Annotated in this window: 8 protein-coding genes; 6 read left to right on the forward strand and 2 right to left on the reverse strand. The window is 63.5% G+C overall.

What is annotated here, in order from left to right; translation table 11 throughout:
- Nucleotides 1-533: 533 nt before the first annotated feature.
- Nucleotides 534-4,487 carry a trifunctional transcriptional regulator/proline dehydrogenase/L-glutamate gamma-semialdehyde dehydrogenase gene (gene putA, locus ACF8GF_RS05925; protein WP_392488221.1) on the reverse strand — a complete coding sequence of 1,318 codons (3,954 nt, stop codon included), beginning with the start codon at nucleotides 4,485-4,487 and terminating at the stop codon, nucleotides 534-536.
- Nucleotides 4,488-4,518: 31 nt separating this feature from the next.
- Entirely contained in the window at nucleotides 4,519-4,815 is a 297-nt protein-coding gene (locus ACF8GF_RS05930; RefSeq protein ID WP_176686030.1) for a hypothetical protein, read from the reverse strand.
- A 27-nt stretch (nucleotides 4,816-4,842) separates the two neighbouring features.
- On the opposite strand from ACF8GF_RS05930, the gene putP reads away from it, so the two are divergent.
- The 6 genes from putP to ACF8GF_RS05960 all read left to right on the forward strand — a co-directional run bounded on the left by putP (nucleotide 4,843) and on the right by ACF8GF_RS05960 (nucleotide 12,624).
- On the forward strand, nucleotides 4,843-6,321 hold the full coding sequence (gene putP, locus ACF8GF_RS05935; RefSeq protein WP_176683103.1) for a sodium/proline symporter PutP: 1,479 nt from the start codon (nucleotides 4,843-4,845) through the stop codon (nucleotides 6,319-6,321).
- A 106-nt stretch (nucleotides 6,322-6,427) separates the two neighbouring features.
- Nucleotides 6,428-7,264, forward strand: coding sequence for a 23S rRNA (adenine(2030)-N(6))-methyltransferase RlmJ (locus ACF8GF_RS05940; protein ID WP_176683104.1), 837 nt, complete (start codon nucleotides 6,428-6,430; stop codon nucleotides 7,262-7,264).
- A 192-nt stretch (nucleotides 7,265-7,456) separates the two neighbouring features.
- The gene (locus tag ACF8GF_RS05945) at nucleotides 7,457-9,214 is read left to right on the forward strand and encodes a carbamoyltransferase (protein WP_003249431.1); all 1,758 of its coding nucleotides are present in this window, start codon (nucleotides 7,457-7,459) and stop codon (nucleotides 9,212-9,214) included.
- Entirely contained in the window at nucleotides 9,198-10,328 is a 1,131-nt protein-coding gene (locus tag ACF8GF_RS05950) for a glycosyltransferase (RefSeq protein ID WP_209969666.1), read from the forward strand. Before ACF8GF_RS05945 ends, ACF8GF_RS05950 begins: the two co-directional genes overlap by 17 nt.
- A complete protein-coding gene (locus ACF8GF_RS05955) occupies nucleotides 10,328-11,224 on the forward strand; it encodes an antimicrobial resistance protein Mig-14 (RefSeq protein ID WP_176683106.1) in 897 nt (298 codons plus the stop codon). Before ACF8GF_RS05950 ends, ACF8GF_RS05955 begins: the two co-directional genes overlap by 1 nt.
- The gene (locus ACF8GF_RS05960) at nucleotides 11,221-12,624 is read left to right on the forward strand and encodes a PIG-L deacetylase family protein (protein WP_392488222.1); all 1,404 of its coding nucleotides are present in this window, start codon (nucleotides 11,221-11,223) and stop codon (nucleotides 12,622-12,624) included. Before ACF8GF_RS05955 ends, ACF8GF_RS05960 begins: the two co-directional genes overlap by 4 nt.
- Nucleotides 12,625-12,632 lie beyond the last annotated feature (8 nt).

A 12,632-nucleotide genomic window follows, 5' to 3' on the forward strand; every position in this document is an offset into this window, starting at 1 on the left:
CCTGTTTCCAGCCCCCGACCTGTGTCCGCCACCGATCCGGTGTAGGAGCGGGTTTACCCGCGAATACGGTGGTGGTGGCAACGGTGAGCGGCAGGTGGAGATTGGCCAGCAGCCCCGGCCCTTTCGCGGGTAAACCCGCTCCTACGACGACCTGTTTCCAGCCCCCGACCTGTGTTCGCCACCGATCCGGTGTAGGAGCGGGTTTACCCGCGAATACGGTAGCGGCGGCAACGGTGAACGGCGGGTGGAGATTGGCCAGCAGCCCCGGCCCTTTCGCGGGTGAACCCGCTCCTACGACGGCCTGTTTCCAGCCTCCGACCTGTGTTCGCCACCGATCCGGTGTAGGAGCGGGTTTACCCGCGAATACGGTGACGGCTGCGACGTTGAATGGCCGGGGAGATTGGCCAGCAGCCCCGGCCCTTTCGCGGGTAAACCCGCTCCTACGACGGCCTGTGTCCAGCCCCTGCTTCGGGACAGGCACCCATAAAAAAAGGAGAGCCGAGGCTCTCCTTTTTTTCAACAACCCTCAGCCATTAGCCAATGGTCATCAGGCTGGCGTTACCGCCTGCCGCTGCAGTGTTCACACTCACCGCGCGCTCGATGACCAGGCGTTCCAGCGCAATCTGGTGATCACCGCTGGACAGCCCGTGCACCCCAACGATCGCCCCGGCACGCTTGGCTACCTGCTGGCATACGCCGCGCAGCTGGTCCGAGTCGCCATGGTGGATCACGGCGTCGAACGCCACTTCATCCTTGTTCCAGTCCGCGACCAGCTTCACCTTGGCCTGCAGCTCACGCGGCAGGCGGGCGCGCAGGGCCTTGCCCGGTTCACCGTCAACCCACACCGCCGAGCTGCCAACGGCCAGGACTGCGGCGAACTGCGCCAGCAGGTCGGTTTCGTTGTCGGCCAGGCACAGTACGTGCTCACGCGGCAGGATGGTGTAGCTGTTGCGCTCGCCGGTCGGGCCTGGCAGCAGGCGGGCGATGCCGCTCTGCGACTGGCTGGCGAACTGGCTGCACAGCGCGGCCAGGTCGGCCAGCTGGTTGTTCTCGGCCCAAGCCTTCAGGCCGTGCAGCGGCTTTACCAGCTGTTCGTGCAGGGTGCGGTCCGGCGTGCCTTCGCCGTCCTGCTGCTGGAAGTGGCGGCCAATGGCGTCGGCCGGGCGGGTCGACAGCAGGCGGTACAGGTACAGCGGGCCGCCGGCTTTCGGGCCGGTGCCGGACAGGCCTTCACCACCGAACGGCTGCACGCCCACCACTGCACCCACAATGTTGCGGTTGACGTACATGTTGCCGGCATTGGCGGTTTCCACCACTTTGGCAATGGTCTCGTCGATGCGGGTGTGCACGCCCAAGGTCAGGCCGTAGCCGGAGTTGTTGATCTGCTCGATCAGTTGGTCCAGATTGCGGCGGTTGTAGCGCACAACGTGCAGTACGGGGCCGAAAATTTCGCGCTTCAGCTCGTCGAAGCTGTCCAGCTCGATCAGGGTTGGCATGACGAAGGTGCCGCGCTTGATCTCGGCAGCATCGGCAATGGCGACTTGGTAGACCGAGCGGCCTTTCTCGCGCATGCCCTGAATGTGCTTCTCGATGCCGGCCTTGGCTTCGGCGTCGATCACCGGGCCGATGTCCACGGCCAGGCGGTCCGGGCAGCCCAGGCGGCTTTCAGCCATGGCGCCCTTGAGCATTTCGATCACGCGGTCGGCGGAGTCTTCCTGCAGGCACAGCACGCGCAGGGCCGAGCAACGCTGGCCGGCACTGTCGAAGGCCGAGGACACCACGTCGATCACGACCTGTTCGGTCAGTGCCGAGGAGTCGACGATCATCGCGTTCTGGCCGCCGGTTTCGGCGATCAGCGGGATCGGGCGGCCCTGGTTGTCCAGACGGCCAGCGACGTTGCGCTGCAGCAGGCGGGCTACTTCGGTGGAACCGGTGAACATCACGCCTTTGACGCGCTCGTCTCCGACCAGGCCGGCACCGACGGTTTCACCGCGGCCTGGCAGCAGCTGCAACACACCTTCGGGGATGCCCGCTTCCAGCAGCAGGCGCACGGCCTGGGCGGCGATCAGCGGGGTTTGCTCGGCAGGCTTGGCCAATACCGGGTTGCCGGCAGCCAGGGCTGCGGCCACCTGGCCGGTGAAGATCGCCAGCGGGAAGTTCCATGGGCTGATGCACACCACCGGACCCAGTGGGCGGTGGGCGTCGTTGCTGAAGTCGTTACGTGCCTGCACCGCGTAGTAGCGCAGGAAGTCCACGGCTTCACGCACTTCGGCGATGGCGTTGGCGAAAGTCTTGCCGGCCTCGCGGATGAGCAGCCCCATCAGCGGCTGGATTTCTGCCTCCATCAGGTCGGCGGTGCGTTCCAGAATGGCAGCGCGCTCGGCTGGCGGAGTGGCCTGCCAGATCGGCGCGGCGTTCAGTGCGCACTGGATGGCGTTGTCCACGTCAACAACGGTGGCTTCTTGCACGTGGCCCACCACATCGCGGTGGTCCGCCGGGTTCAGTACCGGTGCGGCAGCGCTCTCGCTGGCGGTGCAGGCCAGCAGCGGGGCAGCCTTCCAGTCGTTGTGAGCGGTGGCCAGCATGGCGCAGGACAGCGATGCCAGGCGGTGTTCGTTGGCCATGTCGATGCCGGCCGAGTTGGCCCGTTCAGTGCCATACAGATCGCGCGGCAGCGGGATACGCGGGTGTGGCAGGCCGATACTGCCTTCCTGAGTACCCATGCGCTCGATGCTGACCACCGGGTCGGCGACCAGTTCCTGGATGGAGATCGAGTGGTCGGCGATGCGGTTGACGAACGAGGTGTTGGCGCCGTTTTCCAGCAAACGGCGCACCAGGTAGGCCAGCAGCGTTTCATGGGTGCCGACCGGTGCGTACACGCGGCACGGGCGGTTCAGCTTGCCATCGGCAATCTTGCCAACCACTTGCTCGTACAGCGGCTCGCCCATGCCGTGCAGGCACTGGAACTCGTATTGACCCGGGTAGTAGTTCTGCCCGGCAATGTGGTAAATGGCCGACAGGGTGTGAGCGTTGTGGGTGGCGAACTGCGGGTAGATGGCTTCTGGCACGGCCAGCAACTTGCGGGCGCAGGCCACGTAGGACACGTCGGTGTACACCTTGCGGGTATAGACCGGGTAGCCTTCCAGGCCTTCGACCTGGGCACGCTTGACCTCGCTGTCCCAGTAGGCGCCTTTTACCAGGCGGATCATCAGGCGGTGGCGGCTGCGCTTGGCCAGATCGATGACATAGTCGATCACGTACGGGCAGCGCTTCTGGTAGGCCTGGATAACGAAACCGATGCCGTTCCAGCCAGCCAGGGATGGCTCGAAGCACAGGCGCTCGAGCAGGTCCAGCGAAAGCTCCAGGCGGTCGGCTTCTTCGGCGTCGATGTTCAGGCCGATGTCGTACTGCTTGGCCAGCAGCGTCAGCGACAGCAGGCGCGGGTACAGCTCTTCCATCACGCGCTCGTACTGGGCGCGGCTGTAGCGCGGGTGCAGTGCCGACAGCTTGATCGAGATGCCTGGGCCTTCGTAGATGCCACGGCCATGCGAGGCCTTGCCAATCGAGTGAATGGCCTGCTCGTAGGACGCCAGGTACTTCTGCGCGTCCTGCTCGGTCAGTGCGGCTTCGCCGAGCATGTCGTAGGAGTAGCGGAAGCCTTTGGACTCGAAGCGGCTGGCGTTGGCCAGTGCTTCGGCAATGGTCTCGCCGGTGACGAACTGCTCACCCATCAGGCGCATGGCCATGTCGACGCCCTTGCGGATCATCGGTTCGCCGCTCTTGCCGATGATGCGAGTGAGCGAGGAGGTGAGGCCGGTTTCGTTGTGGGTGCTGACCAGCTTGCCGGTCAGCAGCAGCCCCCAGGTGGCGGCGTTGACGAACAGCGATGGGCTGTTGCCCAGGTGTGGCTGCCAGTTGCCGGTACTGATCTTGTCGCGGATCAGCGCATCGCGGGTGCCTTTGTCGGGGATACGCAGCAGGGCTTCGGCCAGGCACATCAGCGCCACGCCTTCCTGAGACGAAAGGGAGAACTCCTGCAGCAGGCCCTGGACGACACCGGCACGGCCGCCGGCGCTTTTCTGATTGCGCAGTTTTTCGGCAATGCTTGCGGCCAGCTTGTTGGTGGCTTCGGCCAGCGGCGCGCTCAGGCGCGCCTGCTCCAGCAGCATTGGCACCACTTCCTGCTCGGGGCGGCGGTAGGCAGCGGTGATCGCCGAGCGCAGTACCGACTGCGGCAAGATGCTCTCGGCAAATTCGAGGAAGCACTGGTGGCTGTGGTCGGCCTGGACTTCACCGGCATCGTCGGCCGGGTTGCTGGCCTGACCGTTGAGTTCGGTCAGGGTGGCACCACCCTCGAGCTTCTCCAGGTAATTGAAGATCGCTTGCTTGATCAACCAGTGAGGCGTGCGGTCGATGGACTGCGCAGCTGCTTTGAGTCGCTCACGGGTCGGGTCGTCGAGTTTGACCCCAAGGGTGGTAGTCGCCATTTCTTATCCTCGTTATTGCCACGGTTGTGGCCTAAGCTGGCATCAAGAGTAGCTGTAGGACAATTCGGGTGCAACTAGGTGCAACCTGAATTTTTCTCGTAGAAGGTGCAACTCGTCCGATAGCCATTCCCTCACCCTGAAAAGGGGCGTTATCGGTGCGATTTATTCTGAAAAACCGGTTTTTTACTCCCAAAAGGAGCAAAAAATGGGCTTTGTCGGAAAATGCACGGGCAGGTGCAACTTGCAAAAGAAAAATGGTTGCACCTTCTTTGCGTTGTTGCATAGCATTCGCCGCCTGGGTGCAACCGCCATCGTTGCGGTTGTGCATGATAAAAACAAACGCCAGGGCACACGCATGGGCAATCCACTAACGATCACCTTCGTGATCTACATCGCAGCAATGGTGCTGATCGGCTTCGCCGCCTATCGCGCCACCAAGAACCTTTCCGATTACATTCTGGGCGGTCGCAGCCTGGGTAGCGTGGTCACCGCGCTGTCTGCCGGTGCCTCCGACATGAGTGGCTGGCTGCTGATGGGCCTGCCTGGTGCCATCTACTTCGCGGGCCTGTCCGAGGTCTGGATCGCCGTCGGCCTGACGGTTGGTGCCTACCTGAACTGGCTGTTCGTGGCCGGCCGGCTGCGTGTGCAGACCGAGCACAACGGTGACGCGCTGACCCTGCCGGACTATTTCTCCAGCCGTTTCGAAGACAATAGTGGCCTGCTGCGCATCATTTCCGCCATCGTGATCCTGGTCTTCTTCACCATCTATTGCGCCTCCGGCATCGTTGCCGGTGCCCGTCTGTTCGAGAGCACCTTCGGCATGTCGTACGAAACCGCGCTGTGGGCGGGTGCAGCGGCGACCATCGCCTACACATTCATCGGTGGTTTCCTGGCTGTGAGCTGGACCGATACCGTGCAGGCCACGCTGATGATCTTCGCGCTCATCCTCACCCCGGTGTTCGTGCTGATCGCCACCGGTGGCTTCGACCAGACCTTCGCCGCTATCGAGGCGGTGAACCCGGCACACTTCGACCTGCTCAAGGGCGCTACCTTCATCGGCATCATCTCGCTGATGGGCTGGGGCCTGGGTTACTTCGGCCAGCCGCATATCCTGGCGCGCTTCATGGCCGCTGATTCGGTGAAGTCGATCGCCAAGGCGCGCCGCATTTCCATGACCTGGATGATCCTGTGCCTGGCGGGTACCTGCGCTGTAGGCTTCTTCGGTATCGCCTACTTCTCGGCCCATCCTGAGCTGGCAGGCCCGGTAAGCGAGAACCACGAACGTGTGTTCATCGAGCTGGCCAAGATCCTGTTCAACCCATGGATCGCAGGTGTCCTGCTGTCGGCTATCCTGGCTGCGGTCATGAGTACCCTGAGCTGCCAGTTGCTGGTGTGCTCCAGTGCCTTGACCGAAGACTTCTACAAGGCCTTCCTGCGCAAGAATGCTTCGCAGGTCGAGCTGGTGTGGGTCGGCCGTCTGATGGTGCTGGCCGTGGCCCTGATCGCCATCGCCATGGCTGCCAATCCGGAAAACCGCGTACTGGGTCTGGTGGCCTATGCCTGGGCTGGCTTCGGTGCTGCCTTCGGTCCGGTGGTGCTGATCTCGGTGCTGTGGAAAGGCATGACCCGTAACGGTGCGCTGGCCGGTATCGTGGTGGGTGCGCTGACGGTGATCCTGTGGAAGAACTTCGACACCCTCGGGCTGTACGAGATCATCCCAGGCTTCCTGTTCGCCAGCATCGCCATTGTTCTGGTGAGCAAGCTGGGCAGCCCTTCGCAGGCGATGGTCAAGCGCTTCGAAGCTGCTGATGCGGCGTATCACGCCGACAAGTAACACCCGTTGAATTGGCGGCGCCTGCTTTGCGGGTGCCGCCAATCAGCAGCCAGGCCTGACTCCGCCTGCAAGGCAAGGTAAACTTGCCACCCCCGCAGGAGTTGCCATGAACTATCGTCACGCCTTCCACGCCGGCAACCACGCCGACGTCCTCAAGCACATTGTGCTGACCCGCCTCATTGCCCTGATGTCGCGCAAGGAGCAGCCGTTCGCCTATATCGATACCCACGCAGGGCTCGGCCTGTACGACCTGCAGGGTGACCAGGCAAGCCGTACCGGCGAATACCTGGAAGGCGTAGCCCGCCTGTGGAATCGCGATGACCTGCCGGCCATGGCCGACGACTACCTGCGCATCATCAAGCGCCTGAACGCCGATGGCGAGCTGCGCTACTACCCGGGTTCGCCCGAACTGGCTCGTCGCCTGATGCGCCAGCAGGACCGCGCCCTGCTCAACGAGAAACACCCCGAAGACGGGCCGCTCCTCAAAGAAAACATGAAAAAAGACCCGCGCGTGACCGTGCACCTGGGTGAAGGCTGGCATGTGCCGCGGGCCTTGCTGCCGGTGCAGGAAAAGCGCGCGATCATGCTGATCGACCCGCCGTTCGAGCAGGCCGATGAGCTCAAGCGCTGCACCACTGCCATGAAAGAGGCGATTGGCCGCATGCGCCAGACGGTTGTGGCCATCTGGTACCCGATCAAGGACCAGCGTTCGCTGGCCCGCTATTACCAGGACCTGACCAGCACCGGCGCGCCGAAACTGTTGCGGGTTGAGCTGTATGTGCATCACCAGGACAGCCCTCAGGGGCTGAACGGCTCTGGCCTGGCCATCGCCAACCCGCCGTGGGGGCTGGAGGATGAGCTCAAGGAGCTGTTGCCATGGCTGGCCAAAGAGTTGGCACAGACTGCCGGTAGTTACCGCATGGACTGGCTGATCGCCGAGTAAACCTGTAGGCGCGGGTTTTCCCGCGAACACCGGCTACGCCGGTGCCATCCACCGCGTTGCCTGCTTCGCGGGTGAACCCGCTCCTACAAGGGGGCGGTGTGCCCCCGATGTTTGCGTTATAATCCCGCCCTTTAGCCGCCATCCGCCCAAGCGGCCGATGGCGCATTTTTACCGAATGAAGAGGCTAATCCCTTGGCATTGACGATTCTTGGCCTGTCCGGCGCCCTTAGCCATGACCCTTCCGCGGCCCTGTACATTGACGGCAAGCTGATTGCCGCCGCCGAAGAAGAGCGCTTCGTGCGTGACAAGCATGCGAAGAACCGCATGCCCTACGAGTCGGCGAAGTTCTGCCTGGAACAGGCAGGCATCAAGCCGTCCGACGTCGACGTGGTAGCCATTCCGTTCGCCCCGATCAGCCTGTTCGGCAAGGCGCGGTGGCACTATGCCAAGCGCTATTGGTACGCCCCGGATCGTGCACTCGATGCCATCCTGATGGGCAACCGTCGCTACAAGCGCTATCGCAAGAAGATCGTCTGGTGCCTGGAACAACTGGGCTTTGACCCGAAAAAGGTCAAGATCGAGCCCGTCGAGCACCACCTGGCCCACGCTTCCAGTGCTTATCACTGCTCGGGCTTCAAGGAAAAAACCGCAATCCTGGGCATCGACGGCAAGGGCGAGTACGCCACTACCTTCTTTGGCTACGGCGAAAACGGCAAGATCCACAAGATCAAGGAATTCTTCGACCCGGACTCGCTGGGTGGCCTGTACGGTGCTATCACCGAGTTCCTTGGCTTCGAAATGCTCGATGGCGAGTTCAAGGTCATGGGCATGGCGCCGTATGGCGACGCCAGCAAGTATGATTTCTCGCGTCTGGCCAGCTTCGAAAACGGCGAGCTGGTCATCAACACCGAGTACGCCAACGTTATCGGCCTGCGCCGCTATAAAGAGAAGGGCAAGGGCTTCTACTTCTCGCCGAAGCTGATCGAATGGCTGGGCCCCAAGCGCGAAGGCGACATCGCCGACGAGCCGTACATCCATTACGCCGCCAGCATGCAGGCGCTGTTCGAGAAGCTGGCGTTGCAGATGATCGACCATTATCTGGGTGACACCCTGCGTGAAACCGGCAAGCTGGCCTTCGCCGGCGGCTGCGCGCTGAACGTCAAGCTCAACCAGAAGATCATCGCCCGTCCGGACGTAAAGGAACTGTTCGTCCAGCCGGCCTCCGGCGACGCCGGGACTGCCGTTGGCGCCGCTGCCTATGTTTCTCACGCCCGTGGCGTTCCGGTCGAGAAGATGGAGCACGTCTACCTCGGCCCGTCGTACTCCAACGAAGACGTGATCGCTGCCTGCGCCCGTCACCCGAACCAGCCAAAGTGGCGCAAACTCGAGAACATGCCGCAGCAAATCGCCCAGATCATGGTCGATGGCAACCCGGTAGCCTGGTTCCAGGGCCGCATGGAGTTCGGGCCGCGTGCCCTGGGTGGCCGCTCGATCATCGGTTGCCCGAGCGTGGAAGGCGTGGCTGACCGCATCAACCACCAGATCAAGTTCCGCGAACGCTGGAGACCTTTCTGCCCGTCGATGCTCGACACTGTCGCCCCACAGATGATCAAGGTCGACCATCCCGCGCCGTTCATGACCTTCACCTTCGAAGTGGCTGAAGAGTGGAAGACCCGCGTGCCGGAAGTGGTACATGAGGACGGCACTTCGCGTGCCCAGGTGCTCAAGCGCGAGTACAACCCGCGCTACTACGACATGATGAAGGCACTGGAAGACCTGACTGGCAACGGCGTGTCGCTGAACACCTCGCTGAACCGTCGTGGTGAACCGATGATCTGCTCGCCGACCGATGCGTTGAACATGTTCTTCGGCTCGGACCTGCAGTACCTGATCATGGAAGACATCCTGGTTGTAAAGGACGGCGCGGCCCCGTATGACCAGCCGCTCTGAACCGCGCATCCTGCAGTTCTGCCATGGCTATGACGGGCCGTTCCTGGACTGCGCCCGTCAGTACGCCAGCCTGTTTCAAGGGCGTGGGTATCAGGTCACCACGGTGTTCCTCACCGGCGCCGCCGACGCGCAGGTAGCGGCTGGCTGTGCGTCGGACGAGGTGCTGTTCCTTGAGTTCAGTTCCAAGGCCGTGCGTGGCCTGAAACTTGGCGCCATCCGCGCATTGCGGCGCATTGCGGCCGAGCGCAATTTCGCCTTCTGCATCGCCCATCGCTTCAAGCCGATCTACGTTGCCCTGCTGGGGACCGGCCTGCCGGTGATTGGTGTGCACCATGCCTTTGGCGACTACCAGCGCAAAGGCCGCCGCCTGTTCGCGAACCTGTTCAGCAAGCGTCTGAGCCTGTTGGGGGTTTCGGACGCGGTACGTGACGATATGCGCCGTTGCTTGCCGCAGTGGCCGGCCGAGCGCATCCAGACCCTGTACAACCGCATCGACATCGACGCCCTGCAAGCAGCGCTGGTGCCGCGCGCTGATGCACGCCAGGCCCTGGGCCTGGATCCTCAGGCGTGGATCGTCGGCAATGTTGGGCGCCTGCACCCGGACAAGGACCAGGCTACCCTGTTGCGCGGTTTTGCCCAGGCACTGCCGGGGCTGCCTGCCGGCGCCCGCCTGGCGATCCTCGGCAAGGGGCGTCTGGAGGCCAGCCTCAAGGCGTTGGCCGCCGAGCTTGGCATTGCCGGGCAAGTCGACTTTCTTGGCCAGGTACCGGATGCGCGCCGTTACTTCCAGGCGTTCGACGTGTTCGCTTTGAGTTCCGATCACGAACCGTTCGGCATGGTCCTGCTCGAAGCGATGGTTGCCGGTGTGCCGGTGCTGGCCACGGCCTGTGGCGGTGCCCGCGAAGTGGTCGAGGGCGTTGGCGTTCTGTTCCCGCTGGGCGATGCCGCGCAGCTGGCCCAAGGCCTGAAGCACATGGCCGTACTGGAGGCTGAGCAGCGCCAGGCCTGTGCCAGCCACATGCTGCAGCGCCTGCGTGAGCGTTTCTCTGACCAGGCGGTGCGCGAGGCCTTCTGGCACCTCCCGCAGGTGCGCGCGTTGGTGGGGCAGGCCTGATGCTCAATCGTATCCAGGCCTTCCGCGAACGCGGTTGGCAAGCTATTGATGCCAAGGCTTATGCCGAGGCATGGGCGCGCTTTGGCGGCAGTGTCGCCACCCATCCGCTGGTGGTCGAGCAACTGGCGGATCTGGCGCAGATCCCGGTGCGCTATCTGGGCTGGCACCAGGCTGGCGAGCTGAAAGCCGCGATCCCGGCCTGGGGGCGTCACCTGGCGCTGTCCAAGGACGTGCTGAAGCGTGCTGGCAAGAAAGCCCTGTTCGACCTCGGTAATGCCGAGATCATTCTGCCGGCGGCGTCTGATGCCGCTGCGCCGTTGCGCCATACCGTGCGTTACCTGTCCGAGCTGAACCAAGGCCGCTTCAGCGGTCTCAAGGCGCAGAAGGAGCAGTTGGCCATGGCCCGGGCGCCTGAAGACCTGTCGAAGAAGTTCCGCTACAACCAGCGCCGTGAACTGCGCCTGCTGGAAGAGGCGGGTGGTGTGGTGCGCCCGATCAGCGACTTCAGTGCTCAGGAAATCGCCAGCATGTACTGCGACCTGTTCCTGCGCCGCTGGGGCTTCCCTGCCACCGGTGCCGAGCGTATGGCCGATGTGCTGGAGCGCCTGCGTGAGCTGCTGATCGGCTCGGTGTTGCTGCTGGACGGTAAGTCGATTGCCATCCAGCTGGTGTACCGGGTCGAAGCGCCGGAGTGGATCAGCGTCGAGTACATCAATGGCGGCGTCGACCCTGAAACCAAGGCCTTCAGCCCAGGCAGCGTGCTGAGCTTCCTCAATACCCAGGCCGCCTGGGAAGACGCCCGGGCGCGCAACAAGCCGCTGCGGTTTTCGTTCGGCCGTGCTGACCGTGAGTACAAGGACCGCTGGTGTAACCCTGTGCCGGTGTATCAAGCGTGAGCCGCAAGCAGCAGTTGCTCAAGCGCCACCGGCGCAACAAACGCCTGGGGCTGCTGGCGGGCCTGGTTGCGCTGGTCGCCCTCGGGGTATTCAGTTGGTGGTGGCTGCCACTGCTGCTGTTGCCGCTGCTCTGGGCTGCGCATGAGGCCTGGTTTGCCGACCATCTGTTCTATGCGCCGGGCGAGGACTACGCATACGACTTCGGCGATCAGGCGCAGCAGGTTCCTGCCAGCCTGCTCGATGGCTGGCTCAAGGCCGAGTGCACGTTGCAAGGTGACGAAACGCTGGTGCTTGAACTGCGGCTCAAAAGCAGCTGGTTGGGGCGCTTTCTCGACCCTCGGGTCGAGCTGCTGGCCGGTGAGCAGACCGATCGGCAAACGTTCGAGCGTGGCGTCGATGGCGTGCGCTTCCTTAACGTGACCGGTCTTGCTGCACCACTGCAGGCCGGTACGTTGCGACTGCGCGGCCGGAATTGCCGGCTGCAGGGGCAGTTGCGCCTGTGGATAACCCCTTCGGTCGAGTTGCAGCGGCGTCGGGTGATGGTGATCGCGCCACATGCCGACGACGCCGAATTGGCCGCGTATGGTTTGTACAGCCAGGCGGATGAAAGCTGGGTGGTGACTCTGACCGCCGGTGAGATAGAGGCCGAGCACTATCAGCAGATGGGCTTGGCAAAGGCCGAGGCCGCGCGCCTGAAGGGGCGCCTGCGTGCCTGGGACAGCATCGTCGTGCCGCGTTGGGCCGGTGTGCCGGAGTCGCGTTGCATACAGCTGGGTTACTTCTGCCTGCAGCTGCCTGCCATGCAGGCCGCACCCGACCAGCCGGCGGCCTCACGTGAAGCCGACCTGGCCGATATCCGCGTGTTCCGCCAGTTCAACCCGTTCCCGTTACCGGGCGACCGTGATGGCGCACCCACCTGGCACAACCTGCTGGCCGACCTGCGAGCCTTGCTGGAGCTGGCCAGGCCAGAGGTGCTGGTGATGCCCCACCCGCAGCTAGACCCCCACCCGGACCATATCTGCGCTCAGGCGGCAGTGCTGGAAGCCTTGCAAGGTATGGCCTGGCAGCCAAAAACCTTGCTGTGTTACGCGAACCACCTGCACGATAACGACCGCTGGCCGATGGGCGACAGTGGCGATGGCGTGGCCTTGCCGCCGCAATTGAGCGCTGCCCAGGCCTGGGCACCCTGCAGCCTGGTGCTGGATTGCGCGACCCAGCGCGACAAGGCCATGGCCTTGGGCATGATGCACGACCTGCAGCCGCCGGCACCGTTCAAGCGCCGCCTGCGCCGCGTGCTGCAACGCTGGCTTGCCGGGCGACAGCCATCGCCTTATGGGGAGAACGAATTCTTCCGCAAGGCCGTGCGCCGACACGAACTGTTCTGGCGGCGTGAGCTGTAAGCACACCC

The organism is Pseudomonas sp. yb_5 (genome assembly GCF_043103865.1).
Lineage (GTDB): Bacteria > Pseudomonadota > Gammaproteobacteria > Pseudomonadales > Pseudomonadaceae > Aquipseudomonas > Aquipseudomonas putida_Y.

Coding starts and splice junctions, on each gene's coding strand:
- ACF8GF_RS05955 (WP_176683106.1), top strand. CDS start 10,328: ATGCTCAATCGTATCCAGGCCTTCCGCGAACGCGGTTGGCAAGCTATT.
- ACF8GF_RS05950 (WP_209969666.1), top strand. CDS start 9,198: ATGACCAGCCGCTCTGAACCGCGCATCCTGCAGTTCTGCCATGGCTAT.
- putP (WP_176683103.1), top strand. CDS start 4,843: ATGGGCAATCCACTAACGATCACCTTCGTGATCTACATCGCAGCAATG.
- putA (WP_392488221.1), bottom strand. CDS start 4,487: ATGGCGACTACCACCCTTGGGGTCAAACTCGACGACCCGACCCGTGAG.
- ACF8GF_RS05940 (WP_176683104.1), top strand. CDS start 6,428: ATGAACTATCGTCACGCCTTCCACGCCGGCAACCACGCCGACGTCCTC.
- ACF8GF_RS05930 (WP_176686030.1), bottom strand. CDS start 4,815: ATGCACAACCGCAACGATGGCGGTTGCACCCAGGCGGCGAATGCTATG.